The sequence below is a fragment of the Actinoplanes sp. NPDC049548 genome, assembly GCF_040676695.1.
In the GTDB taxonomy this organism is placed as follows: domain Bacteria; phylum Actinomycetota; class Actinomycetes; order Mycobacteriales; family Micromonosporaceae; genus Actinoplanes.
In genome coordinates, this window is record NZ_JBFAPM010000003.1 from 461,040 (window position 1) to 485,511 (window position 24,472).

The following is a 24,472-nucleotide window of genomic DNA, read 5'->3' on the forward strand; positions in this document are numbered from 1 at the left end:
CAGGCTTCGCCTACCTCGCATGGTTCCCCCGTCAGCTAGAGATGGCGGCGAGAACATAGCGAGCGGACGATGATCTTCACAAGCATCTGTTCGGATAAATGCATCGATGCTTTGCGGACGGTCGGCGGTTGGCCCGGATTCGGGTACTTCAGCAGGCGGAACGAGGAACCAGCGACCCGGTCACCGTGTACCGGCCGGGTTCCGCGGCCCGGATCGTCGTCCAGCCACCTGCCGCCGGCTCGAGGCAACCGGCGGGACCCTCGAGAGCGAGCCACCGCGACCACCGCACACGGACCTGCACCGCTCCGGGAACGGCCACATCGACGACCACGCCGCCATCGGTCGACGACACCAGCTGGGCGCCGGCGACGACCGACGGCTTACCGAGCACCTCGTAGAGGGTCCAATGCCCGCCGCGCCACACCTTGCGGAGGTACGGCGGCTTCGCCCGTACCAGCTTCGCCTCTTGCCGTGCCACCGAAGCCGCCGGCGCGTCGGCGAGCGCGACCAGGCTGACACCGGTGTCGCGCAGCCAGCGTTCGTAGCCGGACGCGGTCAGCCGGCCTTCGAAGAAGACCGGGTTGCGGTCGGTGTCGGCCTGCCGGAGCCATCCGCGCGCCAACGGTACGACCCCCGGCACGTACGCCGCCTCCCAGTAGTTGACGGTCGGCACCACCTCGATCCGCCCGGCCGGTTCGCGGCGCGCAAGCTCATCGAGCAGCGGCCGGAAGTACCCGGGCGAAGCGGTGGGATTCCCCGCCCCGCGCAACTCCAGGACCGCCACCGGGTGCTGCCACAGGGCGACACCGGCAAGCAACGCCGCCAGAACCGCCAGCCGTGGCACAGGCCGCCGCCACGCCTCCGGCACACGCAGACGCGCCGGCACGACGGCGTAGCCGGCGATCGTCGCAAGCGCGAACGTCGCCGACAACCGCCCGGCATTGAGCCCCACCGGCGTGGTCAGCACGGCGGCCGCAAGCACCCCACCGGCACTGAGCAGCGCTCCGATCCGCACGGGCCGGTGCGGCACCAGGACGGCGACGAGCACGCTCACGGTGAACGACCGCAGGGTGTCGGAGTCGATGGTGTTCATCGGCCCACCGGTCCCGAACAGAACCCCCATCACCACCGTCGGCACGCCCGCGGCGACGGCCAGCAGCAACCCGTCGACCCGCCGCCGCCCGCCGGAGAGCAGCAACGCCGTCCCGGCCAGCCCCAGGAACAGGCCCGCCACCGGACTCGTGCACGCCGCGACGACACCGGCAGCCACGCCGCCACCTCGCCGTACCCACGGCCGGTCATCCGTCAGAGCCAGCAACGCCGCCAACCCGAACGCCAGCCCGACCGTGAAGGTCACCCGCCCCGAGACGATGTTGCCGAAAATCCCCAGCGCCCCGAGCAGACCGGCCACAAGAGGACGCCGAGCATCGGTACGCACGAGCAGCAGCGTCAGCACCACCGAGGCGACGGTCGCCGCCAGCGCCCCCAACGCCTCGGCCCCGGCCGTACCACCACCGAGCCAGGCCATCAGCGCGGGCGTCAGCAGGCTGTACCCGTACGGCGACGTGCCGCCGTACCACCCGAAGTCGATGACCGCGGCCCCGTGACGACTCCAGAAGTCGGCGTGCGCGACCTGCGCGGCAAGGTCGATGCCCATCGGCGGCGCCAGCAGAAACGCGGCCGCCGCCACGATCGAAACGCCGAGGACGACCGCCACGGCGGGCACTTTCCGGGACCGGCCGGTCGATGAGCTGGACGGCCGCGCGAGCAGGCCCATGACCGACATGATCAGGACTATAGGCTCACTGTCAAATGCGTCAATCCATCAATGAAAAGTGCATCGATGGGACCGTGGAAGCGACCGGGCCCGACGATCATGCTCTGGTTCGCGGGCCCTCACAGCGGCCGCCGTGGCATTCACGACCACGGCCACCCTGGTGGGCGCGGCCGGCGCCACGGCGCAGGCAGCGACGTACCACAACGAGCTGCACGTCAACCGCACGATGCACATCAAGGACGACGACAGCACCGACGAGATCGGCGACTTCACGCTGGAGTCGAAGATCCTCACGCTGCCCAACGACGGCTTCCTGCTCTGGGACCGCTGCGAGGGCCGCGAGGTACGCGCACGCCTCGAGGTGCACGCCAAGAAGGACGACAGCCAGCCCGGAGCCGCCAAGGTCCACGCCGAGGGAACGCTGCTCGAAGGCATCTCCTGCGACCACGCTGGACGGCCACCAGGCTGACGGACGTTCTCCCGCAGGTGAAGGTCGCCGGGCCGGAGGAAGCGCCGTGTACCGGTTGCTGCCGAACGTTGCACCATGCGAACCGCCTGGACACCGCACTCGGTAGTCCGCCGGCGATCCGCGTCTCGGGTTCGCGAGGCAGCTAGGGAGTGTTTGAAATGTTGATCGTTCGTTGAGCATGCGTGGCGCGTGGTGACCTGACGAATGATCAATGGGCCAAGCTCGAGGCGGTTCTGCCCGAGGTGCGGATGGGGCGCCCGCCGCGAGACCGGCGGACAGTGATCAACGCGATCCGATGGCGGGTCCGTACAGGGTCGCCGTGGCGGGACATGCCCGAACGCTACGGGCCGTGGGAGACCGCATATGGGCTGTTTCGGCAGTGGCAACGCGACGGCGTGTGGGCCGAGATCCTGACCCGGCTGCAAGCGGCGGCGGACGCCGAACAGATCATCACCTGGGACGTGTCAGTCGACTCGACGGTATGCCGGGCGCATCAGCACGCCGCCGGTGCCCGCAAAAGGGGGACGATCAGAAACATCCGCCGGGTGGAGTGGACACCGAACCCAACGACCACGCCCTCGGCCGGTCACGCGGCGGGCTGAGCACGAAACTGCATCTGGCCTGCGAGCAAGGCCAGCGCCCGCTGTCGATGCTCGTCACTGCCGGGCAAGCCGGCGACAGCCCGCACTTCACCGCGGTCCTGGCCGGTATCCGGGTGCCGCGGTGTGGGCCCGGCCGGGCCAGGACCCGACCGGATCGAGTGCTTGCCGATAAGGCTTACAGCTCGCGCGGCAATCGTGCTGAACTACGCCGACGAGGGATCCGGGCGACGATCGGTGAGCCGGCGGACCAGGTCGGCCATCGGCTACGACGAGGATCGGCAGGCGGCCGGCCACCGGCCTTCGACCGCGACATCTACAAGCAGCGCCACGCGGTGGAGTGCGGCATCAACCGGCCCAAGCGGCACCGAGCCGTCGCCACTCGCTACGACAAGCTCGCCGTGCGATACCTCGCCACCGTCCGCATCGCCGCCATCGGCGAGTGGCTCCGATGACTTACCAAACACTCCCTAGGTGGCGTGGCCGCCGAGGCTGGCGCCTTTGACGCATCCTGGCTGCTTGGATCGACCGTCGCATCGTTCGATCGACGCCGCGTCGCTCGATGCGCGACAGGACGACACCGACTTCTGCAGCTTATAACTTGCAGTCTGTGGTTTAATGCTCACTGGATTACTTTCTCCTCAGGACCCCCACTTGGCTGTGGGCCGATCGAGACCTTGGGGAGAACCATGGACACTCCGCCCGTCACCTTCTACCAGCGCGGTGACAAGGTCATGGCACGCCTTGCCTCTGGTTGGACACCCAGCCGAGTCATCGGACAACATCACGAGCTGTACGTGAAAGTCGCCGCCAGCTCGCCTTTCTCTTACTACGAGGGCACTCGGAAGGTTCCAGTCGGCACCCCGTCGTACTTCCTGCAAAGGCCAGAATCGATACGGTTCCTTCAGCACGATCCGAACTGGAATCCGTACGGAGTCGCCCCTTTTCTGACACCATCGGAATACGCCCTCATGGGCGGCGTGGCCGGCTGGGCGACCCCTGACATCCCCGGCTTGCAACACGTCGGGGCGTACATAGCCGGCACCGATTACGACGAAGGCGACCCCGCCTGGGTATGGGAAAAGGACAGCGGCTGGCACCCTGCTGTGGTCATCAACGGTCAGCGTTCGTGGATCTCCGTCCGCTTCGCCGACAACTTCCGGCTCCCCAATGGCTGGCCGTCGAAGAGCTACCGTCCGGCCAAAGTCTGGCCGGCCATCTGCGACCACCCCGATCCCGTTCGAAAGATCACGGTTGACGAGAAGTGGTCTCAGACCACGGACCTCGAATGGGCTGCCGAACTTGCTCGACATCTGGGAAACAGATCGCCGCTACGACGGCACCCTGGGCTGTGATCGACGCGGGAAGCGTCGCAAATCGCCAGCACACCAACCAACTGAGGTAACGCGACCCTCATCCTGTACAGAGCGGATTCGAGTCGCCTGGCCTTCGTCGTCAAGGGACCAAAGATGAGGCCGGAAGTTAGCAACCGTACTCAAGGAAGATATCGCATCATGCCCCACTTACCGCATGCCTCTCAACCGAGCAAGCGGCACAGCCGCGCGCTCCTTCTTGGAATCGTGATGCTTGCGGCGCTGGTGGTCGCACTAACGGCGGCGATCGTGACCGCAGCAGCAGGCTTCGCACTTCCAGCGATTCTTGCATCGAGCGGAGCCACCTTCACTGCCGCTGTAACGATCGGATTTGCCACGTGTCAGTTCCTGGGCCTTTGATGGATCAAGTGGAAGAGCTCCACAGGTGAAGCGAGTAACGTGATGCAGGTGGTGAAGGCATCGACGAATTGATCGGAAGACCTACGCCGGATTACTCGGCCAACTCGACTGGGATGACCGAGTGGCTCCACTTGCCGATGACTATTGCAGCGATCGCGGGTGCGAGCGGATCTCGAACCCCTGATCCTTCGATGCGGAATAACGGCCACTTGGTCCCGTCCGGACCGTGCGGCGCGGTCGGTTGCTTCACTTCGCTGCTGCACAGACCGTAACGGTGACACCAACGCTGAGTCGATGAAATTCCCCGTCTTGCATATCAGGCCATCGAAGGTAGTATCTCGAAGCTTTGGTTTTGAACGGGGAGGAAGACGCACGTGCGACGAAAGATTTCGGCCGGCGTAATGATGGCGCTGGTGCTCCTGATTCCCGCGGCGCCGGCGGCGGCACGAGCCGAAACGCCCGGGCCTGACCCGGCCTGCCAGACGGTCGAGCGCAAGCTCTTCAAGGACATCCGCACAATGGTCACCATCGACCTCGACACCGCCACCGATGTGGAGATCGAGGTTCTTGCCACCCAGATCCTGTCCGAGGCACGAGCCGAGTCGTTGCCGGTCCTGCCGCGCGCGATGGAGGACCATCTGCGCGGCTCCGCGGATGACCTGCGGGCCTTCCTCAAGAAGGACCTGCAGAACGCCTGGACGGTGGATCTGCGGATCTCGGTCAACCGGACGATGACCGGTGCCGGCCCCCACGTGCAGGCGGCCGCGCAGAAGGTGCTCGACGACGGCACCACCGATGCTCTGCTGGTTTACCTGAACGAGGGTTTGTACACCGCACGTGCGCTCGACTGCGCAGCTCAGCCCACACCGACGACGAGCGCCACACCCACGGCCACGCCGAGCGCCACGCCGAGCGCCACGACGACCGCCGCACCCGTTCCGACTTCCTCCGCCGGCACAGACACCTCCGGCGGCGAGGGTGGTGGGCTGCCCGTGACCGGCTCCGACATCGGAACTGTGGCCGGCGTCGGAGGCGCACTCCTGATCCTCGGCGGCGCCGGCTACCTGATCGGACGACGCCGCCGTTCGCGCTTCGTGGCATAGCCGACCTGATCGCGCCCGGCTCATGCTCCGCAGAGCGGGGCGCGATCACCTCCCGCCAAAGGCGGCTCCTCTACCGCAGCGTTGTGGAGTAGCGGCGAATGCGCCTGATCGGCACGCGAACGCATCGGCTGGCCACAGTTCCGTACAGGGCGGCCGGTCCGGGTGGCGTCCCTTGTAACGTGCAGCTCAACGTCGACCGGGTGCCGGTCGACGAGCTCCCGCTCGGCTGCGACGCGTTGCTTGCCACCGGGGGCCTTCAAGGGGTCGCTGCCTCGCCGCTCGGCGGGGATCCTGGACTACTCGGCATCGCCGTCGCCGACTACCTCGGAGTATGGGCGGAGAGCGGATTGTTGCCGCCACCCGACCGCGTCGGCGTCCTGCTGACCGGCGACCTCTACTCGGCACCTGGCGCAGACCGGCGCGGCGCGTCAGGCGCAGTCCTCGACGTGTGGCTCGCCTTCGCCGCCGCAGGCTGCCCGATGGTGTACGGAGTGGCCGGAAATCATGACGAGGTAACCGCTGCGCAGGTGGCGGACCTCGGCCCGCATGTCGCTCTGCTGGACGGTGACCGCCGCAGCTTCGGGGACATCACGATCGCCGGAATCTCGGGGATCATCGGCGATCCGGGGCGACCCCTGCGGCGTACGGAGACGGACTTCCTCAGTCTCGTCGAGAAGCTCACCAAGCCACCCGTGGATGTGTTGCTCCTGCACGAGGGGCCGACCGGGGACCACTGGGTGACGTTCCGCCGCGAGTTCGGTATGAACGGGCGAGACATCGCCGCCGCCGCCGCGTGGGCGGTGGAGACGGTGCTCGACAGCATCCGCGACCGCGTCGCCCCGTGGCGGAGCGCATAAGCGCGCCACAGTGCCGTCCGAAGGGCTGGGCGTATCGCTTGGCCAAGAGGGCGTTGCATTCTTCGCTGCTGCACGGGGTTCCGCGAAACCCAGCCGCCGAACGAAGCGAGGCGCACGTCGGGCACCGGGCAGCCACCGGGCCAGCGGGGGCCACCGCACCGTCGGGCTCCGGGGGTCGCCTCGGGAGCAGGCATGGTGCTGCGCCACGGCCAGTTCCTCAGCCCCGCGCTGCCCGGTACGCAGGCGACCCGTGCTCGGGGCGTCGCTGCCGGGAAACCGCCGGTCGCGTCCCACGCGGAACGAAGTAAGGCTTGCGTCACGTCCCGCGTCACGAGAGGCGCTGAACGGCGGGCTGATGCTCGGCTCTGGGCAGAGGCGCGCCGGGTCCGCCCACCGCAACCCCGTAACGTGGGGTCTGGGGGTCGCTCCCAGGCAAGTAAGGTGGGGCGGGCGGGACTCGAACCCGCGACCGAGGGATTATGAGTCCCCTGCTCTAACCCACTGAGCTACCGCCCCCGTACCGGCGGCGATCCTATCCCGCCCCGTCCAACGCAAGCCAGCGATCTACCTCTCGTCGCCTGCCGGCGGCCCGTCCGTGACCTGCTCACCGGTGTCGTCCACCATTCCTGGGGCCATGCTGCCGCCGTGGGCTTCCTGGGCCGGGTGGTCCTTTTCCGGGTCGCCGGGATCCGGGCGGACTTCTTCTTCTCGTGCCTTGTTGTCGTCCATACCGCGACTCTTACCCGTCTCCGCGGATCGTCAACGTGCTGCGCCGGCCAGGGCTCCGAAGGAGGCAAGGACCGCGCCTGCCGTGCGCCAGCCTCCCGCGAGCGCGCCCTGGATGGAGGGGCTGTCGCGGTGGTCTCCTGCTACGAACAGTCCGTCCCCGAGGTCGACCGGCTTGCGCAGGCGGGACTGGGGCACCGGGGCCGCCGGCAGGGCATGCGGGATCGGCACCACTTCCAGGAGTTGCCAGTCGTCGGTCGGTACGCCGTACATGCGGGCCAGCTCGACCCTGATGACCGTCTCCGACGCTCCCGACGGGGCCGCCACTCCTACCGTCGACGCGGCGATCAGGGACTTGCCTGCTGGGGCGTATTCCGGGGCCGCGTTCGACATGACGATCGTGTTCGCCACGATCTCCCGGCGGTCGCCGTCGAGGAGGAGGGTCGGTTCGTCGATGGGTGCGTGGTCGGCGCCGAAGTAGTACGTCGTCAGGCCTCGCATGTCGGGGCGGGGCAGGGCCGGCAGGAGCTCCGATGCGGTGACCGGGTCGGTGGCGACCACCACGGCACGGCAGCGGATCTCGCCGCCTTCGGTGATCACCCGGCCCGGGGCGACGGAGATGGTGCGGGCGTTGACGAGGAGCTGGGGGTACGGCAGGGGGCCGGCGACCGCCGCGGGGAGCATGGCCATGCCGTTCGCCGGTACGCCGATGCGGCCGCGGGCGAAGGATCTCAGCACCATGGCGAGCACGTGGCTGGAGGTGTCGAGGGCGCGGTCGGCGAAGACGCCGGACAGGAAGGGGCGCAGGACCTCTTCGATGATGCGGTGGGACAGGCCCGCCTTGCGGAGGGCCTCCTGGGTCGTCATCTCCGGGGCCTCGAGGAGGCGGGCCGGCGCGTACGTGGCGCAGCGGGTGGCCAGCGCCGCGAACTTGAGGCGGTCGGCGAGGGAGCCGACGCCGCTGTTGAGCGCCTGGGGGGCGGCCATCGGGTCGCGGAGCGGGTTTTCGAGGCGGTGCAGGCGGCCGCCGCGGCGTACCAGGACGCCGGGGGTGAAGTAACGCATGTCCAGGGCGTCGATGTCGACGAGGGCGGGGACTCTCGGGTACGCCGTGTTGAGGACCTGGAAGCCGCGGTCGAGGTGCCAGCCGTCGACGACGTCGGTGGCGACGCGGCCGCCGAGGCGGTCCGAGGCCTCCACGAGCAGCCATTCGACGCCCGCCCGGTCCAGGCGCCGGGCAGCGGCGAGCCCGGCGAGACCGCCGCCCACGATGACGACGTCCACCTCTACCGGCTGGGACACGGGCACCTCACAAGAGGACAAACAACGCAGGCCCCAGCCTAACGGCGGAGGCCGTCCGGGGCAGGAGAAAGCGGAAGGGGGCACAATCGGGCGCGTGCCGATGGAGATCACCATGCTGACGCCTGCGAGTGCCGCCGACGGCGAGCTGGTCGCCACGCTCACCGCCATGATCAACGTTGCTTACGCCGACGGGGAGCGGGGGCTGTGGCGCGACGGTGCCGCTCGGACCTCCGATGCCGAGATCGTCGGGCTCATCGAGGACGGCCAGGTCGCGGTGGCCCGGCTGGGCGGCAAGACCGTTGGTTTCGTACGCCTGCAGCAGCCGGCCCCCGACGTCGCCGAACTCGGCATGCTGGTCGCCGGCGCCGACGTGAAGGGCACCGGTGTCGGCCGGGAGCTGGTCCGGTTCGCCGAGGACTGGGCCCGCGGCCGGGGCGTGCCGACCATGCAGCTCGAGCTGCTCGTGCCGCTGGAAGGCACGCACCCGTTCAAGGAGTTCCTGCGGGGCTGGTACACCCGGCTCGGGTTCCGGCCCGTGGGCAGCGGCGACGTCGCCGACGTCCACCCCGAGCTCGCGCCGCTGCTGGCCGTACCGTGTCAGTTCCTGCTTTTCCGCAAGGACCTCGCGGTCACGACAGGGTGAAGCGTTCGACCAGCGTCTGCAGGTCGTGGGAGGTGTCGCGGAGCGACGCCGCGAGGTGATGGGTGCGGTCGGCGTTCGCCGACGCGTTGCGGGCCGCGCCGGCGACGCCCGTCACGCCCTGGGCGATCTCTCTGCTGCTGCCCGCCGCGTCGGCGACGCCCCGCCCGATCTCCTCGGTCACCGCCGTCTGCTCCTCGACCGCGGCCGCGATGGTGTTCTGCAGGGAGCTCACCTCGGCGATGATGCCGTTGATCTTCGTGATCGCCTCGACCGCGTCGCCGCTCTCGGCCTGGATGGCGGCGACGCGTCCGCTGATGTCCTCGGTGGCGTCCGCGGTCTGCTGGGCGAGCGCCTTGACCTCGCCCGCGACGACCGCGAAGCCCTTGCCGCTCTCTCCGGCCCGGGCGGCCTCGATGGTGGCGTTGAGCGCCAGCAGGTTCGTCTGGGCGGCGATCGCGGCGATCGTCCGCACGACGTCGTGGATGGCGGTCGAGCTCTCCCCCAGCCGTACGACCACCTCGTTGGTGTGCGCGGCGACGGTGACGCCGTTGCCGGAGACCCGGGCGGCCTCGGAGGCGCTGCGGGCGATCTCGCCGATGCTGCCGCTCATCTGCTCGATCCCGGCGGCCACCGTCTGCATCGTGCCGCTGACCTGGCCCGCCGCCGACGACACCGTGCCGGCCTGCGCCGACGTGTGCGAGGCCTCGCTGCCAAGTTCCCGGCTGACCGCGGTGAGCTCCTCGGCGGAGCGGCTCAGCTCGCCCGCACTCCTGTTCATCCCGCCGACGGCCTCGGCCAGGATGTCCGTCATCCGGTTCAGGCCCTCGGCGATCCGGCCGACCTCGTCACGCCCGTCGACCGGCATGCGGCTGCTGAGATCGCGGGCCACGAGGCGGTTCAGGAAGGCGAGGGTGTCGCGCAGTGGCCGGGTGACGCTCAACGACACCCAGAAGACGACCAGCGACACCAGCAGGACGGAGATGACACCCACGGTCAGCTGCCGGCGCAGGAACGCGTCGTGCTGCGCGTCGGTGAGCGTGTCCGCGGTGAAGATCATGGCGGCGACGGTCTGGATGACCACGACGAGGGCGCTGAGGCTGATCGCCAGGAACATGAGCAGGGCGCGCAGGCTGGGAAAGAGCCGCCAGACACGGTTGAGGCCGGAGTTCGGTGCAGGAGAGGTCACACCGGTCCCATCGGCACGGGGTCGCGAAAAGCTGAACAGGCGCGGGGGCGGCTGCCGATGATGACGGATGTGGAGACCTCTGCCGACTTGACCACGCTCGTCGACGACGCGGCCCGGATGGTCCGCGATCCGCAGGGCCGGGTCTCGCTGGCCCGGGAGGGGCATGAGCGTGCCGTCGCGATCGGCGACGAGGTCGCCCGGGTGCGATGTGCGGCGATGGTGGCGGAGTTCACCGCCCGGCAGGGGCATCCGCTCGACGCCCTGGGCACGGCGTTGCAGCTCGTCGCCGAGGCGGGGACGCTCGGCCACCTGACCGCGACCGCGCAGACGCATCACACCGCGGCGATGTGCCTGCACATGCTCGACTGCATCCCCGAGTCGGTGGAGCACGCGCACGAGGCGCTGGCCTGCTACCGGGGCGCCGGCGACCGCTTCGGCGAGGGACGCGTCCTCAGCCTGATCGCCACCCTCTCGGCCGAGATGGGCGAGCGGCAGCATGCGCGCGAGGTGCTGGAACAGGCTCACGAGCTGTTCCTCGCCTGTGGCGACGAGAGCGGCGCCGCGACGATGCTCGCCATGGTGGCCGACGGGCAGCGGGAGGACGGCGACCCGGTCGCCGCCGCCGAGACCTGCGAGCGCGCGCTGCGGCTCTTCACCAGCGCCGGAATGCCGTTGGACGCGTTGCGGGCGATGACGGCGTACGCGGAGGTGCTGGCCGATCTGGGCCGGCCGGAGGAGGCGGAGGCGTGGCTCGACCGGGCGGGCGACCACAACCGCCTGGCCGACGGCGCGGTCGCGAACCTGGGGTACGAGGTCAACCGGCTCCTGGTGCTGGTTCGCACGGTGCTGACCCCGGCGATGCGCTGGGCGGAGGCGCGCGACACGCTGGAGAACGCGGTCGCCCTCGCCGACGAGCTGCATTCCGCACGCTTCGGGGCGCTGGCCGAGTCGCTGCTGGCGGAGGTGCTGCACAGGACCGGTGACGATGCCGGGGCGTACGGGCATCTCCTGCGGGGCCGCGAGCTCGCGGACGCCGCCGCGCGAGGCGCTCATGACCGCCGGATCCGGGCTCTGCGCGTACGGTTCGAGGTGGACCGCTACCGCGAGCAGGCCGAGACGCAGGCCGCCATCATCGCCGAGCTGGAGCGGACCAAGGCGGCGCTGGCCGCGCAGATGGCCGACCTGCAGCGGCTCAACGCGGAGGTCCTGCACCTGAGCCGGACCGACCCGCTGACCGGGATCGCGAACCGCCGGCGGATGACCGAACACCTTACCGACCTGGCGAAGCTGCACCAGCGGTACGGCGCACCACCGCTCGCCGTGGCGGTCTTCGACGTGGACTGCTTCAAGGCGGTCAACGACCGATACGGGCACGAGACGGGCGACCGCGTCCTGGTGGAGCTGAGCCGGCTGATGGCGGAGCACCTGCGGACCACCGACCTGCCGGCCCGGCTCGGCGGCGACGAGTTCGTGATCATCATGCCCGGCATCTCGCGGGAGAACGCCCTGCAGGCCTGTCACCGGCTGCTCGAGGCGGTACGCCGGCACTCGTGGGAGGAGCTCACGCCGGGTCTGCCGGTGCGCATCTCGATCGGCGTGGCCGACGGCTCCGGGGCGGTCAGCCCCGACGAGATGCTCCGGCTCGCCGATGCGGCGCTCTACCGGGTCAAGGAGGCCGGCCGGGACGGAGTAGCCGCCGCCTCTTAGGTCTGGAACGCGGGCGGCCCGGGTTCTCCGGCCGTCGGCGGCTCGGGCTGCGGTTGTCCCGTCAGTATGGCGATGAGCGCTTCTTCCGCCCGGCGGATCCGCGACCGCGCCGGCATCCGGTCCCGGCCTGCCACCATCGCCTCGTTCTCGGCGTCCACGGCGGTGACCAGCTCCTGCAACAGACCGCTGATCCGCAGCGACCAGTCACGTCGCGTCTCCCCCGCGGCTCGCTCGATCAGAGCGTTCCACCGTTGTTGCAGGTCAAGGAGGCTCGCCCGTACCGGAGGCCACGCCAGGCCCCGCTCGCCGACGGTCGTCGTGCTCAGCACCGGCGGCAGACGGACGCCGGTGACCGTGCGGGTCTCCGACCCCAGGGCGCGGGCCTCGACGTCCCATGCCGACCGTCGTTGCGACCGGTAGACCAGGAACCCTCCGACGACCAATGCCGCGATGACGACGAGCAGCAGCATCCACCCCCACGGCCCGAGAAGCCTCGATTCGGCGGCCGCGGCCGCGGCGGACGCGGAGCCGGCGGGCGTCGGCGTGGTCTTGGTGGTCTTGGTGGTTTCGGTGGTGGCGGCGGTCCGGGTCGGCGAGGTCGCGCCCGGTGCCACCACGGCGGTCGAGGTGGGCGGCCGGGTCGTGGCTTCGGCCGGTGTGGTGGTACCGGTGGTACGGGTCGGCTCCGGCGTCTCGGCCGCGGTGGTCCGCGCAGGTCGCGTGGTCTTCGCCGGCTCCGTCGTCTCGGCGGGACGGGTGGTCTCCACCGGCTTCGTGGTCCGGCCGGCCGCCGGCGACCGGGTGGCGTCCGGCTCGCCGGAGGCGGCGCCCGCGACAGAGCGTTCCGAAGCGCGCGCCGACGGCCGGTTCGCGGAGCTCCCGCCGCCGTCGTCGCAGGCCGTCAGTCCCATCCCCGCCATGAGCAGGAGACCGGCCAGAGCGGCCGCGACGCCCGCGCGTCGATGGCTGTGCACGCATCCCATCCGCAGCTCCTCCACCTCGAGTGGTGGCAGCGACACTAGGCCGGCCGCCCTCGCGCAGGATCATCCGACAGAGATGGATCGGGCACGTGCGATCGGCCGGCTGGCTCCCCCGCATCTGACAGTGGCCGTGATCGACGGCGCGGCGCACGCGATGAACTTCAGCCACCCCGGCGAGCTCGCTCACGTGATCGGCTGCTGGCTCGACGGCCGAGAGATCACCGACGACCCGGGCCAGCCGGACGTCGCTCGCGTGCTGCAGATCCGGCGCGGCGACGCGTGACCACGATGGTGGGTCGATCACGTCCTCACAGGTCATCCCGGCTGGATGACGCGCGGGTGCGCGCTCCGGGCGGATTCTGACGTGTCTGCGGCCCGGCCGTGCGGAGATCCGGGCGACGAGGAGGACGGGACACCATGGGCAAGCTCATGCGGCGGCTGGAGAAGGCTGCGAAATCGCCGAAGGCGAAGCACCTCGAGAAGGAGATGCTGCGCAAGGCCAAGGACCCGAAGACACAGGCCAGAGTCTCGGAGGGTTTCCGGAAGCTGAAGGCCAAGCGGCGGTAGGACCCATGATCCGGACGTTCGCCATGGAGGAGCCGGTGCCGGCACCCTGGTCCGCGTGAGCGCCGTCAGACCGCCTCACTGATCCGGCCGTCCGGCACCCCGCCGGCCTCGGCCAGGCGCCGTTCGACGCGGGCCGCCACGGCCGCGAGATGCGGCCTTCGGAGGGCATCGACCCGGACGTTCGCCGAGTCGGGCCGGTGTCGACCCATCATCTCGTCGTACCGCTGGTGCCAGGTGACTCGCTCGCCGGTCGGGCCGACCGTCTGATCGGCGTACGTGAGAGCGTCGTACAGGCCGATGTCGGTCACCGGGAAGGCGGCCAGCGCGGCGGCGTGCCCCTCGGCGGCCGCCACGATGGCCGCACCCGAGTGCTGGGCCACCAATCCGACGATCTCCGCCGGCCATCGCAGGCCATAGAGGTGCCGGGCACCGTCGAGCGGGTGGAATCCGGTGACCGCGACGCTGGGGGCGTACCCGATGTCGTGCAGCCATGCGGCCGCGGTCAGCAGCTCGGCGTCGGCCCCGAGCGGGCCGGCGAGCGCGGCGGCCCGCTCGGCGACGCCCGCAGTGTGGCGTAGCCGGTCCTGATCGCGCCTCAACAGCTGCCGAGCCAGGCGCTCGGCCTGGCGTTTCACCACGGTCACCCGACCGGGATGACGGTACGGCGCTGCTCCAGACCCCGCGGGTGCCGGTCGAGCTCCCGGTCCAGGGCGATGGCCGCGTCGATGAGCGCCAGGTGCGTGAACGCCTGCGGGAAGTTGCCGAGCTGTTCCCCCGTGAGTCCGATCTCCTCCGAGAACAGGCCCAGGTGATTGGCGTACGTCAGCATCTTCTCGAACGTCAGCCGCGCCTTGTCGATCTGACCCGCGCAGGTCAGCGCGGTGACGTAGGCGAAGGTGCACAACGAGAACGTGCCTTCCGAGCCGCGCAGGCCGTCGGGTGAGGCGGCCGGGTCGTAGCGGTACACGAGGCTGTCGGTGACCAGCTCGGCGTCCATGGCGCGCAACGTCGCGGTCCACATGGGATCGGTGGGCGTGATGAAGCCGACCGTGGGCATCCGCAGCAGCGCCGAGTCCAGCACGTCGGTCTCGTAGTGCTGCCGGAAGGCCCGCCGGGTGGGGCTCCAGCCGCGCTCCATGATCTGCCGGTAGATGGCGTCGCGCTCGGTCTGCCAGCGCTGCAGCGGAGCGGGCCGGCCGTGCTCGGCGGCCAGCCGGATGCCGCGGTCCAGCGCCACCCAGCACATCAGGCGCCCGTACGTGAAATCCCGTCGCCCGCCCCGGGTCTCCCAGATGCCCTCCTCGGGCTGGTCCCAGTTGCCGCTGACCCAGTCGAGCAGCTCGCAGATCCGCAGCCAGCCCTGGTGGCCGATGGCGACCCCGTGCCGGTCCGCGACGTAGATGCTGTCCAGCGCCTCGCCGTAGATGTCCAGCTGCAGCTGGTCCGCCGCGCCGTTGCCGATCCGCACCGGCGCCGACCCGCGGTATCCCGCCCAGTGCTCGAGGGTCTCCTCGGTGAGGTCGCTGGAGCCGTCCACCCGGTACATGATCTGCAGCGGGCCGCTGCCGTTCTTGTCGGCCTGCTCCTCCACCCGATCGCGCAGCCAGCGTCCCAGGGCCGCGGCTTCCTCCGTGTAGCCCAGGCCGATCAGGGAGTACACGGAGAACGAGGCGTCGCGTACCCAGGTGTAGCGATAGTCCCAGTTCCGCTCACCGCCGACCTGTTCCGGGAGCGCGGCGGTCGGCGCCGCCACGAGCGCTCCGGTCGGCGCGTACGTCATGAGCTTGAGCGTGATGGCGGAGCGGTGCAGAGTCTCGCGCCACCGGCCGGCGTACGTCGACCGGCCCACCCAGGCCTCCCAGAAGTCGACGGTCTCGTCGAACAGCCGCCACGCCTCGGCCACCCGCACCGGGCGCACCGGCCCCGCCGTGCCGGTCTGCACCGACAGGCCGCGCATCTGCCCCGCCACGAGCCGTACCTCGCCGTGCACGTCGCCGTCGTCGTCGACCCACGTGCGGGCGATCCGGTCGTCCTCCGGCTCGCGGATGAGGCAGACGGTCATGGCGTTCCGGGCGCCCTCGAACACCACGCCGTCGTCGCTGAGGTGGGTCTCGGACCGTTCCCGGCCGTAGTCGAAGCGCGGCGCGATGTCGACGGTGAAGGTCATCTCGCCCCGGACGCAGCGCACCATGCGGATCAGCCGGCGGCTGGTCGTGGCGACCGTCGCCGCCTCGATCGGCATGAAGTCGACGATCTCCCCCACCCCGGCCTCGGTCAGGAACCTGGTCACCAGCACCGCCGTGTCGGGGACGTACAGCTGCCGGGTGGTGACGACGCCGGTGGCGGGCCGGATGCGCAGGTGCCCGCCCCGCTCCGCGTCGAGGAGCGCGCCGAAGACGCTCGGCGAGTCGAACCGGGGTGTGCAGAACCAGTCGACGCTGCCGTCCGTGGCGACCAGCGCCGCGGTCTGCAGGTCACCGATGAGGCCGTGGTCGGCGATGAGCGGGTAGTCGGGCATGGTAGCCACGTCCCTTCCCGGGTTCGGAGGGCAAGGCGGTCCATGCCGACGATTCCCGCAGCGCCCGGCGTGGGCATCATGCGGCGGGGATGATGTCCGCACCCACCCGCCCGCGAGCGCTACCGGTACGGCAGCAGCCACGAGCTGACCCGGTCCACAGGTGTGCGTTCCTGTTCGCGGACGAGCAGCGCCAGTGCGCGGGCGTCGGCCGCGGTGGGCCGCTGGGGATCGATCGCCCGGGGCCACAGCCGGGCCCGGCGGACCGCGGCGATCTCCGCCGAGCACACCAGGGCGAGGCTGAGGGCGTACAGCATCGTGAACATGCCGGCGACGGTCGCGAAGCCGCCGTAGACCGCGCCGGCCCGCCGGACCAGGCCGGGCAGCACGGCCGCCCCGACGTTCAGCACGACGGTGACCGCGATCGCCCCGGGCACGGCGGCCGGCCACAGCGCCCGGAGCGGCGCCGGGCAGGCCAGCAGCAGCCGGGCAGCGAGCAGCAGCACGGCGAGAACGAGCACACCGGAGCCCAGCACCGCCATCGCCCGCGAGACGGCCGGCAGACCGGGGACCGCGGTGGCCGCCACGGTCAGCCCGCCGACCGCGACCGCCCCGGCGATGATCAGCACCAGCACCAGCAGCATCCGGAGATAACGGACCATGCCGGTGCGCGCACGGTACGGCACCGCGGCGACGTGGTTGAGGGTGCAGTACGCGGAGAACACCACACCCGTGGCCGAGAAGAGCAGGCCGACCAGGCCGACTGCCAGTCCCACGGACGACGTGGGCAGCGCGGCGGCGGCGTTCTCCACCGTGGGCTGCAGCGCGGGCGGCACGATGGCCGCCACCAGCCGGTGCCGCACGTCGGGGTGGTGTACGAGCACCCGGGAGACGACGGCCACGCCGATCAACAGGACCGGGAACATGCTCAGAAACCCGTAGTAGGTGATGAGCGCCGCCTCGCGCCCACCACCGTCGTCGACGAACTTCCGCCCGACCGCGTACGCGAAGCCGAGGAAGCCGTGGCGTCGCTGCAGGCGGTCCACCCGACCGGTCAGCCGGTCGAGCGCCATGCCGGGCTCCCGCCCCCTCAGGAGCCGGCGTAGGCCTCGGCCACCTCACCGCCGTGTCCGACGATCGCGTAGATGACCACGACGGCCAGGACGGCGGCGACGGTCGACCACACCGGATAAACGCCGACGAACGCGAAGTTCGCGAGAAGCGCCAGGCACGCGAGCACGGTCGCAGTGAGCCGCGCCCATCCGAGACCCCGCATCAGACCGACCCCGGCGACCACCGCGAGGGCACCGATCACCAGGTGGAGCCAGGCGATGGTGGTGAGCCCGACCGGCAGCAGCATGTCGGCGCGGTCGCCGGCGAGCACTTCCGGGCGCGCCAGGGCGATCAGGCCGGTGGCGAAGTGCACCGAGCCCAGCAGCACCAGCAGGATGCCGGCCAGCAGTACCCATGCGACCCAGCCGGTCGCCGTGCTGTGCTCGACCCCGGAGTACGGCTGGTCCGCCTCCGACGGGGACAGACCGGTCACATCTGTTCTCATGTCGTGAGGGTGGGCGCACCGGCGGGACCGCACGTCATCTGCGGAGGATGAACGGCTGCCGCGAATGGCACGATGCCGGCTCGCACCTTCGCGAGCCGGCATCGGTGGACCGTCCTACGAGGCGGACGCCGTGGACTCCTCACGGATCTGCTCGGTCGCCTCCCCGCTGTGCAACGCTTCCTGCAGCTGCGCCTCGGTCTCCTTCGGCAACGACGACTTGAGCACCGTGCCGCCGTAGCGAGCCAGCGCCTCGACCGCCTTGTCCGGGGTCGCGTGCTCCACCACCAGGAACAAAGCCGACGTGCCCGGCTTCAACATGTCGCGTACCTGGTCCTGGAACTCCTTGTTGATCGCGCCCTTGGTCATCTTGCCCATCAGCGCACCCAGACCCGCGCCGACCGCCATGCCCAGGAACGGGATGAAGAACAGCATCCCGAACAGCAAACCCCAGAACATCCCCCACGTCGCGCCCCCGCCCACCGCATGGTGGTTGGTCGTGACATGGAACTTGCCCTCGCGGTCACGAATGATCGCGGCGATCGCATCGGGCTGAATGATCAGGTCCTTGGACAACCGCTGAGCCTCCAGCGACGCAGCAGTCGCAGTCGTCTCGTCCGGGTAACCGATGGCGACGAGTGTTGCCATGATCCGCACACATCCTCTCTGCACCGAACCGGTCCTTCGCCGCCCGGCGTCCAGGCCAGTCAGCCACGCGACGCGACTTGCGGCCTCATTCCCCGCGAATGAAGCTGTGGCGTCCGGGCCGTTCATTCAGGCGGGATGACGCCGCTCGGTCGCTGCCGGGCGAGGCTCGACGGGAACCGCCACGCGCGCGATTCCCGAGGAGGACCGAATGACCGCGACATACGAGTCCGCGAGTCGACCGCGAGTCCGCCGGCCGGCTGACGACGGTCGGTGCCCACCCGGGGGCACCGACACAACGCCGGGAAGGGCCGTGTCATGACCCTGCGACCGGATGCCCAGAATGCCGCCCCCGCGGCACCGCAGGACATCGCCGCGTCCCCGGTCGTCCCCGCAGACGGCCGGATCGGCGAGCCGGCTGACGACGCCGAGCTGGAGCGGCTGCGCGCCGAGGTGTCGGCGCTGCATGACCGGCTCGACACTCGGCGCCGGCGGAGCTCGATCCTGCACAACCTGCGCCGTTTCACGGCCGCGGTGCTCATCGCCCTCACCGCCTTCGCCCTGGTCTTCAGCGTCGTCGGAGTCTGGTCCGCGCGGACCGCACTCAACACCGACCGGTGGGTGGCGACGGTCGCGCCGCTGCCGAAGGACCCGAAGGTCGCCGCCGCGGTGGCGGACTACGCCACGAACCAGATCTTCATTGCTGTCGACGTGGAGCAGCGCCTGCGGACCGTACTGCCGGCCCAGGCGGCGTTCATCGCCGGGCCGGTGGCCGATCAGCTGCGGAACAAGGTCCGCGACACGGTCACCACCGTGCTGCAGAGCGACCAGTTCCAGCGCATCTGGGTCGAGGTGACCCGCCGGGCGCACGAGCGGGCGGTCGCCGTCATCAATGGCACAAGCGACGTGCTCGTGGTGCGGGAGAACCGGGTGGACATCGACCTGCTTCCGCTGATCAACCAGGTTCTCCGGCTGCTCAGCGCGCAGCTGCCCACGATGTTCGGCAAGCAGGTGACACTGCCGGACCTGAGCAGCGGCGCGATACCGGACAACCTGCGCGACCGGGTGCAGCAGACCCTGGGCGTCACCCTTCCCGCGAACTTCGCCCAGTTCTCGGTGTACGACTCCGGCCAGTTGTGGGCCGCTCAGCAGGCGGTCAAGACGGCGAAGCGCGGCCTGGTCCTGGGCCTGGTCGGCACGGTGCTGCTGCTTCTCGTCGCGCTGGTCGTCTCGCCGGCGCGCCGCCGTACCCTGCTGCAGCTGGGACTGTGGCTGGTCGTCGCGGCCGTGGCGGTCACGGCCGCGCTGCGGGCGATCCGCGCACAGGTGCTCGAGCAGGTTCCGGCGGGCCTCTACCGCGACGGCGCCGACGCCGCACTGACCACGGTGTTCGCCCAGCTGCGTACACGGGGCGTCCAGATCATCTGGATCGGTGTCGTGCTGGCGGTGCTGATGTACCTGATCGGCTCCGGGCGCGGGCCCCGGTGGCTACGGCACCACGTCGCGATCGGCGCCCGGGCCGCCGGCCGGGGCATCCGCGCCGGCGCGCACCTGGCGGCCGAGCGTGGCCCGGGCTGGGCGGCGCAGCACCTGGACGCGCTCCGCATCGGCGGCGTGGTCGTAGCGGCGGTTCTCGCCCTGATCCTGTCGTCCTGGACGGCCCTGCTGGTAGTCGCCGTGGTGCTCGCGGCGTACGAGGTGCTGGTCACCCTCATTGCGCGAGGAACCGCGCGGGCCGAGACCACCTTCGGCGAGATCGGCGCGCACTGAGCGCCGACGGCATCCGGATGGTCATCCGGCAGCGGATCACAGGAGACCACGCTGGCGCGCCCGCGTCACCGCCTCCTGCCGGCGGCCAGCCGCCAGCTTGCGGTATATCGCTCTCATGTGGGCTTTGACGGTGTTGACCGACACGCCCAGCTCGCCCGCGATGTCCGCGGCCGTCAGCATGGTGGGTAGATAGCGCAGCACCTCGGTCTCCCGCTCGCTGAGATCACCGGTGCGCGCGTGGGGCCCGAGCCGGTCGGGCGCCTGGATCTCCCGCAGGATCTCGTCGGCGAACAGCTGGTTGCGATGGGTCAGCACCAGATGCTGAGCGATCAGGACGTCCAGCCGGGCGTCCCCCATGCTGACGAACGGCCGCCGGATGCCCTCCTGGTCGGCGAGGTCCAGCGCCTCGGCGACGGAGTCCGCGGCGTGGATCCCGTCCCCGGCGGCGTCGGCCAGCAGAGCCGCGATGATGCGCTCCTCGACGCCGGCGACCGTCTCGGGCGGAACCGGCTGGGGCGCGGCGAGCAGCTGCGCCGCCCGGTCGAGGTCACCCTTCGCGAACGCGGCGTGGGCACGGCAGACGCGTTCGGCGTACGTCAGGTCGTGCGCCCGTGCGAGGCGGGCGTACCGTGCCTCCACCCGGCGCCAGCGGCCGGACCGCAGGTCCAGCCGCGACTCGGCGAGGAGCAGCCAACGGTCGAGGGCGGGCGCACGCAAGCGTGGATCACGTTCGCGACGGGCCTGGTTCAGCAGGTCCTGCGCGCGCGCCGGCTCACCGACGACCAGCGCCAGCCGGGCCTGCGCTCCTAGCAGGACCATGGTGTGCACGGCTTCCCAGTGCACCGTACGCGCCCGCCGGCCCTGCCGAATCGCGCGCTGAGCCTGGACGGTCTCGTTGCGTTCGATGTGCGTCAACGCCGCCGCCAGGTGCACGGCCACCGACTGCAGCGGGTGGAGCCGGCCCCGCCGATCCGCCAGCTCGCGTGCCGCCCCGGCGAGCCGGCCCGCCTCCCGGATCGAGCCGACCATGGCCTCCACCAGCGCCAGGTGACCCAGGGCGTCGATCTCGACCAGCTCCACGTCGGCTGCCTGAGCGGCGGTGGAGGCGGCCCACAGGTGTCTCCCGGCGAGGTCCGGCCGTCCGGTCCAGAGCAGGCCGACGCCCATGTTGTCGAGCGCGATCGCGCGATACTGGGTGGCTACCAGTCCCTGGGAGAAGCGCACCTCGGACAGCAGAGTGAGCATCTGGTCGGCTTCCTCGAGGAGCCTCGGCATGTCGCCGACCGCGCGGAGGACGCCGGCCTGCAACGACCGCAGCGTTATCTCGATCGGCAACCGCTCGGCGTCCGGCCGGCCCTGCAGGAGCCGGCGCGCACCGGCCACGCAGGGTCCGATCGCGTCGTGATCGCCGGCGTGGAAACGCAGCAGGGCAGTACAGACCATCAGCTCCGCGACGGTGCCGAGCAACTCGGGCGGCACCTGCTGGAGCAGCTGGGTCAGGGGCACACGCTTCGCCGAGAGGATGAGCGGGGCGGCTTGGGTGACGACGAGATGACCGAGGTACGCCCAGTCCCGCGCCGCCACCGCATGCTCGAGGGCCTCCATGGTGCCGCCGTGCGCCGCGTGCCATTCGGCCGCCCTCCGGTGGAGCTCCGGCACGATCGCCGGGGACTCCCGCAGCAGTCGGTGCTGCAGGACATCACGCAGGAGGGGGTGATACCGGAACCATTGCGGCTTCCCGCTCACGCGCATGACGAAGTCGTTCACGCGTTCCAGTTCCTCCAGCGAACGCCGGCCGTCCCCGCCCAGCGTGATCGCATCGGCCAGCTCGGCGCAGAGGTGCTCGCAGATGCTGGTCCGCAGGAGGAACGGGCGCAGCGGCGCCGAAGGTCCGGCCAGGACCTCGCCGGTCAGGTATTCGTCCACGCTCCGGACGTCGCCGGCGAACTCGGCGACGGAGTGCCGCCCGTCGGAGCCGGACAGGAACGTCGCGGCGAACTGCAGTCCCGCCGGCCATCCCTCGGTCCGCCTCAGCAACGTCGTCACGTCCTCGTCGGTCAGATCGAGATCGTGCCGCCGGAAGAGCTCGGCGGCCTCCGAGGCGGTGAAAGCCAGATCGGCGGACCGGATGTCGGCCACGGCGCCGGCTGCTCGCAGCCGGTGCAGCGGCAGGTCGAGCTGCGACCGGCTGACGATCACGACGTGGAGGGTGTGAGCCGAGGTACGCACCAGATCGACCACTTCCCGGACGAGCTCGCGGTCCTCGACCTCGAAGTCGTCGAGCACCAGGACGGTCCCCGGCCGCAGCCTGCCCAGTGCCCGCGACAGGTGGCGCAGTCGCTCGACGCCGTCGGCTGGGACGTGGCTCGGGTCGATCAGCGGGTTGTCCGGCGGCACGGCGTTCGCCGCGCGCAGCGCCGCCACGACGCATTGCCAGAACGTGTGCGCGTGTGCGTCGAGCTCACGGCCGTCTCGCGTCAGCCACGCAACGGCGGCGCGTCGGTCTGCCGCCCAATCGGCGAGCAGAACGCTTTTGCCCCACCCGGCACCCGCGCACACCACCGTCACCGGGCGTCGGGTGGCGACGTCGACCGCATCGATCAGACGCTGGCGACGGACGCGGCCGGGCAGCGTTCCGGGGCGCGACATCCTTGCGGAAACGAAGGCAGTCGGCATGGACGTCCGGGGCTGCTGTCCGGGCGTGTCCCCGGACTGCCGGCGGTGCCACGTCCTGGCTGCCTCACGGGCGATGTCGTCCCGCTCCATGTCGCCCCCTTCGGCACCATGGTGCCGCTTCGGTGACCGGATGCCCGGTTCGTGTGCTCCTCAGTCTGCGGTTCCGGGGCACGCGATAGCGACGACGAGGCCTTGACCTCGGACGCAGGCCGGCCACGAACCGTCACGTCCGGCCGGTGGAAAGGGCCAGCCGGCGCAGCCGGGTCCAGTCGACTTCCGCCGCCGGCGCAGGAACGCCCGGCCGGCGTCGTGGCACCCGTACGCGTAACGCGCCCGGCCGGACCGAGCAGCGTATCGGCGCCGGCATCATGACGGCCTCCCCGTCGATCCCCACCGGCACCGAAGGCACGTCCGCCGAGATGGTCGCCTCCGTGACGGTGCGGGCGACCACTCCCTTCGACCACCGCCGGCCACCTACCAGGGCCGCCGCGTCGCCGGCACCGCGCAGGGTGACGGCGAGCACGCCCAGGACGCCACCGTCCAGCCGCGGGCGCCGGCCGAGTCCCGCAACGTCGTCGGATCCGTACGGATTGTTGCTGACCAGCACCGCCTGCGAGCCGGACACATCCAGGTCGCCGGCCACGAGCCGCAGCCGCGGGCCCTGGTGCCGGGTGAGAAGGTCGGGCAGCATGTCCAGCGTGGTCCGGGTCTTGTCGTCGCGGTAGGCCGGGCTCTGCACCACGGCCGCGTACGCGCCGAACGAGGCGTTGTTGACGAAGGTCCGGTCCCCGATCAGGCCGAGGTCGACGCGCAGCTCGACGCCGTCGGAGAGCGCGTCCAGGCAGGTCGACGGGTCTTCCCGGTCCAGCCCCAGGTCGAGCGCGAAGTGGTTGCGGGTACCCGCGGAGATGACCATGAAGGGCAGTCCGTGCTCGGCCGCGATGCCGGCCACCAGCGCCTGGGTGCCGTCACCACCGGCCACGCCGAGCATGTCGGCGCCGTCGCGGACGGCCTGCCGGGCGAGCTCGACGACGTCGACCTGCCCCTCGAGCAGCGCCACCTCCGCACCGAGCGCCTGCGCCTTGGCCGCCAGGTCGAACCGGCCGACCTTCCCGCCGCCCGACCGCGGGTTCATGATCAGGAACGGGTGCCGGGGGGCCGGCGTGGCGTACTCCCGCGGGCCGGTGGGCGCGCCGGGCTCCGCCAGCGCGCGGCGCCCGGCGGCGAGGGAGACCACCCAGAGCACGGCGAAGAGGACCACGACCCAGATGAGGCGGGCACCGGCATAGAGGACGGCGATGGTCACCGGCGCCCCGACGACGAGCACGCTCGCGAGCCAGCGGACCGGACCGCGGTGGCTGAGGAACCACCAGACGCCGGCCAGCGTCGCGGCCGTTCCGGCCACGCCGACGAGGATCAAGCCGATGCTCCCGCGCACCCCCGCGACGGCAATGACCAGTACGGTCGCCGCGCCGGCGACGAGGAACGCGAGCCGGGCGAGCCAGCGCTGCGCCGGCCTCGAGGACACCGGCTCGGCGGGCGCAGGGATCGCTTTCGTGTCAACCATGGCGGACTCCCGTCGCGACGCGGTCGTTCCCGGCATTGTCGGCGGTCGCCGGCGCCGGGTCCTCATACCGGCAGGGTGAACCGGACGGGGAGGCG

General features: G+C 70.8%; 22 protein-coding genes and 1 tRNA gene. 10 read left to right on the forward strand and 13 right to left on the reverse strand.

The annotated features are described in order from the left end of the window. Positions 1-148: 148 nt before the first annotated feature. A complete protein-coding gene (locus AB0J80_RS09350) occupies positions 149-1,786 on the reverse strand; it encodes a hypothetical protein (RefSeq protein WP_364702348.1) in 1,638 nt (545 codons plus the stop codon). Positions 1,787-1,910: 124 nt separating this feature from the next. On the opposite strand from AB0J80_RS09350, the gene AB0J80_RS09355 reads away from it, so the two are divergent. The 5 genes from AB0J80_RS09355 to AB0J80_RS09375 all read left to right on the forward strand — a co-directional run bounded on the left by AB0J80_RS09355 (position 1,911) and on the right by AB0J80_RS09375 (position 6,538). Beyond that, a complete protein-coding gene (locus AB0J80_RS09355) occupies positions 1,911-2,246 on the forward strand; it encodes a hypothetical protein (RefSeq protein ID WP_364702350.1) in 336 nt (111 codons plus the stop codon). A gap of 182 nt (positions 2,247-2,428) precedes the next feature. Then, positions 2,429-3,300 (forward strand): IS5 family transposase gene (locus tag AB0J80_RS09360; RefSeq protein ID WP_364702352.1). Its coding sequence is split into 2 segments (ribosomal slippage): positions 2,429-2,773 and positions 2,776-3,300, totalling 870 coding nucleotides; the frame shifts between segments, so codons are not numbered across the junction. A 234-nt stretch (positions 3,301-3,534) separates the two neighbouring features. Continuing rightward, positions 3,535-4,200 (forward strand): hypothetical protein, encoded by a 666-nt coding sequence (locus AB0J80_RS09365; protein ID WP_364702355.1) that lies wholly within the window; start codon positions 3,535-3,537, stop codon positions 4,198-4,200. Positions 4,201-4,952: 752 nt separating this feature from the next. Next, positions 4,953-5,681, forward strand: a complete 729-nt coding sequence (locus AB0J80_RS09370) for an ALF repeat-containing protein (protein WP_364702358.1) — start codon at positions 4,953-4,955, stop codon at positions 5,679-5,681. 179 nt (positions 5,682-5,860) lie between these two features. Further along, a complete protein-coding gene (locus AB0J80_RS09375; RefSeq protein ID WP_364702361.1) occupies positions 5,861-6,538 on the forward strand; it encodes a hypothetical protein in 678 nt (225 codons plus the stop codon). Between the two features lie 442 nt (positions 6,539-6,980). Here AB0J80_RS09375 and AB0J80_RS09380 read toward each other — a convergent pair. The 3 genes from AB0J80_RS09380 to AB0J80_RS09390 form a co-directional block, all read right to left on the reverse strand. Then, positions 6,981-7,054, reverse strand: a tRNA-Ile gene (locus tag AB0J80_RS09380). A 48-nt stretch (positions 7,055-7,102) separates the two neighbouring features. After that, positions 7,103-7,267: a GTPase activator gene (locus AB0J80_RS09385; protein WP_364702364.1), complete on the reverse strand. Its 165-nt coding sequence runs from the start codon at positions 7,265-7,267 to the stop codon at positions 7,103-7,105. Between the two features lie 30 nt (positions 7,268-7,297). Continuing rightward, complete coding sequence (locus tag AB0J80_RS09390) at positions 7,298-8,734, reverse strand: NAD(P)/FAD-dependent oxidoreductase (protein ID WP_364702366.1); 1,437 nt, start codon at positions 8,732-8,734, stop codon at positions 7,298-7,300. On the opposite strand from AB0J80_RS09390, the gene AB0J80_RS09395 reads away from it, so the two are divergent. Beyond that, positions 8,667-9,209: a GNAT family N-acetyltransferase gene (locus AB0J80_RS09395; RefSeq protein WP_364702629.1), complete on the forward strand. Its 543-nt coding sequence runs from the start codon at positions 8,667-8,669 to the stop codon at positions 9,207-9,209. The genes AB0J80_RS09390 and AB0J80_RS09395 overlap by 68 nt on opposite strands. Here the strand turns inward: AB0J80_RS09395 and AB0J80_RS09400 are convergent. Next, entirely contained in the window at positions 9,196-10,395 is a 1,200-nt protein-coding gene (locus AB0J80_RS09400; RefSeq protein WP_364702369.1) for a methyl-accepting chemotaxis protein, read from the reverse strand. The genes AB0J80_RS09395 and AB0J80_RS09400 overlap by 14 nt on opposite strands. Before the next feature lie 69 nt (positions 10,396-10,464). On the opposite strand from AB0J80_RS09400, the gene AB0J80_RS09405 reads away from it, so the two are divergent. Next, positions 10,465-12,102, forward strand: a complete 1,638-nt coding sequence (locus AB0J80_RS09405) for a diguanylate cyclase (RefSeq protein ID WP_364702372.1) — start codon at positions 10,465-10,467, stop codon at positions 12,100-12,102. Here AB0J80_RS09405 and AB0J80_RS09410 read toward each other — a convergent pair. Beyond that, positions 12,099-13,121 carry a hypothetical protein gene (locus AB0J80_RS09410; protein WP_364702374.1) on the reverse strand — a complete coding sequence of 341 codons (1,023 nt, stop codon included), beginning with the start codon at positions 13,119-13,121 and terminating at the stop codon, positions 12,099-12,101. The two genes, AB0J80_RS09405 and AB0J80_RS09410, sit on opposite strands and share 4 nt — an antisense overlap. A 37-nt stretch (positions 13,122-13,158) precedes the next feature. On the opposite strand from AB0J80_RS09410, the gene AB0J80_RS09415 reads away from it, so the two are divergent. Together AB0J80_RS09415 and AB0J80_RS09420 are read left to right on the forward strand one after the other, a co-directional pair. Then, on the forward strand, positions 13,159-13,365 hold the full coding sequence (locus AB0J80_RS09415; protein WP_364702377.1) for a hypothetical protein: 207 nt from the start codon (positions 13,159-13,161) through the stop codon (positions 13,363-13,365). Positions 13,366-13,499: 134 nt separating this feature from the next. Then, entirely contained in the window at positions 13,500-13,649 is a 150-nt protein-coding gene (locus AB0J80_RS09420; RefSeq protein WP_364702379.1) for a hypothetical protein, read from the forward strand. 65 nt (positions 13,650-13,714) lie between these two features. On the opposite strand, the gene AB0J80_RS09425 is transcribed toward AB0J80_RS09420, so the two are convergent. The 5 genes from AB0J80_RS09425 to AB0J80_RS09445 all read right to left on the reverse strand — a co-directional run bounded on the left by AB0J80_RS09425 (position 13,715) and on the right by AB0J80_RS09445 (position 18,367). Continuing rightward, positions 13,715-14,293 (reverse strand): HDIG domain-containing metalloprotein, encoded by a 579-nt coding sequence (locus AB0J80_RS09425; protein ID WP_364702382.1) that lies wholly within the window; start codon positions 14,291-14,293, stop codon positions 13,715-13,717. Further along, the gene (locus tag AB0J80_RS09430) at positions 14,290-16,167 is read right to left on the reverse strand and encodes a glycoside hydrolase family 15 protein (protein WP_364702385.1); all 1,878 of its coding nucleotides are present in this window, start codon (positions 16,165-16,167) and stop codon (positions 14,290-14,292) included. Before AB0J80_RS09430 ends, AB0J80_RS09425 begins: the two co-directional genes overlap by 4 nt. A 119-nt stretch (positions 16,168-16,286) precedes the next feature. Next, complete coding sequence (locus AB0J80_RS09435) at positions 16,287-17,237, reverse strand: YhjD/YihY/BrkB family envelope integrity protein (RefSeq protein WP_364702388.1); 951 nt, start codon at positions 17,235-17,237, stop codon at positions 16,287-16,289. Positions 17,238-17,254: 17 nt separating this feature from the next. Beyond that, a complete protein-coding gene (locus AB0J80_RS09440) occupies positions 17,255-17,722 on the reverse strand; it encodes a hypothetical protein (RefSeq protein WP_364702391.1) in 468 nt (155 codons plus the stop codon). Between the two features lie 114 nt (positions 17,723-17,836). Then, positions 17,837-18,367, reverse strand: a complete 531-nt coding sequence (locus AB0J80_RS09445) for a DUF1269 domain-containing protein (RefSeq protein ID WP_364702393.1) — start codon at positions 18,365-18,367, stop codon at positions 17,837-17,839. 315 nt (positions 18,368-18,682) lie between these two features. On the opposite strand from AB0J80_RS09445, the gene AB0J80_RS09450 reads away from it, so the two are divergent. Further along, positions 18,683-20,134, forward strand: coding sequence for a hypothetical protein (locus tag AB0J80_RS09450; RefSeq protein WP_364702396.1), 1,452 nt, complete (start codon positions 18,683-18,685; stop codon positions 20,132-20,134). 36 nt (positions 20,135-20,170) lie between these two features. Here the strand turns inward: AB0J80_RS09450 and AB0J80_RS09455 are convergent, their stop codons facing one another. Both AB0J80_RS09455 and AB0J80_RS09460 read right to left on the reverse strand, forming a co-directional pair. After that, a complete protein-coding gene (locus AB0J80_RS09455; RefSeq protein ID WP_364702399.1) occupies positions 20,171-22,558 on the reverse strand; it encodes a LuxR C-terminal-related transcriptional regulator in 2,388 nt (795 codons plus the stop codon). A 475-nt stretch (positions 22,559-23,033) separates the two neighbouring features. After that, positions 23,034-24,377, reverse strand: coding sequence for a diacylglycerol kinase family protein (locus tag AB0J80_RS09460; RefSeq protein ID WP_364702402.1), 1,344 nt, complete (start codon positions 24,375-24,377; stop codon positions 23,034-23,036). Positions 24,378-24,472: the final 95 nt, after the last annotated feature.

What these genes read in the sequence shown, in the direction of transcription:
- AB0J80_RS09350 (WP_364702348.1), bottom strand. Translation starts at nt 1,786, where the DNA reads ATGTCGGTCATGGGCCTGCTCGCGCGGCCGTCCAGCTCATCGACCGGC.
- AB0J80_RS09365 (WP_364702355.1), top strand. Translation starts at nt 3,535, where the DNA reads ATGGACACTCCGCCCGTCACCTTCTACCAGCGCGGTGACAAGGTCATG.
- AB0J80_RS09385 (WP_364702364.1), bottom strand. Translation starts at nt 7,267, where the DNA reads ATGGACGACAACAAGGCACGAGAAGAAGAAGTCCGCCCGGATCCCGGC.
- AB0J80_RS09395 (WP_364702629.1), top strand. Translation starts at nt 8,667, where the DNA reads ATGGAGATCACCATGCTGACGCCTGCGAGTGCCGCCGACGGCGAGCTG.
- AB0J80_RS09390 (WP_364702366.1), bottom strand. Translation starts at nt 8,734, where the DNA reads ATGGCGGTGAGCGTGGCGACCAGCTCGCCGTCGGCGGCACTCGCAGGC.
- AB0J80_RS09415 (WP_364702377.1), top strand. Translation starts at nt 13,159, where the DNA reads ATGGATCGGGCACGTGCGATCGGCCGGCTGGCTCCCCCGCATCTGACA.
- AB0J80_RS09420 (WP_364702379.1), top strand. Translation starts at nt 13,500, where the DNA reads ATGGGCAAGCTCATGCGGCGGCTGGAGAAGGCTGCGAAATCGCCGAAG.
- AB0J80_RS09430 (WP_364702385.1), bottom strand. Translation starts at nt 16,167, where the DNA reads ATGCCCGACTACCCGCTCATCGCCGACCACGGCCTCATCGGTGACCTG.
- AB0J80_RS09435 (WP_364702388.1), bottom strand. Translation starts at nt 17,237, where the DNA reads ATGGCGCTCGACCGGCTGACCGGTCGGGTGGACCGCCTGCAGCGACGC.
- AB0J80_RS09440 (WP_364702391.1), bottom strand. Translation starts at nt 17,722, where the DNA reads ATGAGAACAGATGTGACCGGTCTGTCCCCGTCGGAGGCGGACCAGCCG.
- AB0J80_RS09445 (WP_364702393.1), bottom strand. Translation starts at nt 18,367, where the DNA reads ATGGCAACACTCGTCGCCATCGGTTACCCGGACGAGACGACTGCGACT.
- AB0J80_RS09450 (WP_364702396.1), top strand. Translation starts at nt 18,683, where the DNA reads ATGACCCTGCGACCGGATGCCCAGAATGCCGCCCCCGCGGCACCGCAG.
- AB0J80_RS09460 (WP_364702402.1), bottom strand. Translation starts at nt 24,377, where the DNA reads ATGGTTGACACGAAAGCGATCCCTGCGCCCGCCGAGCCGGTGTCCTCG.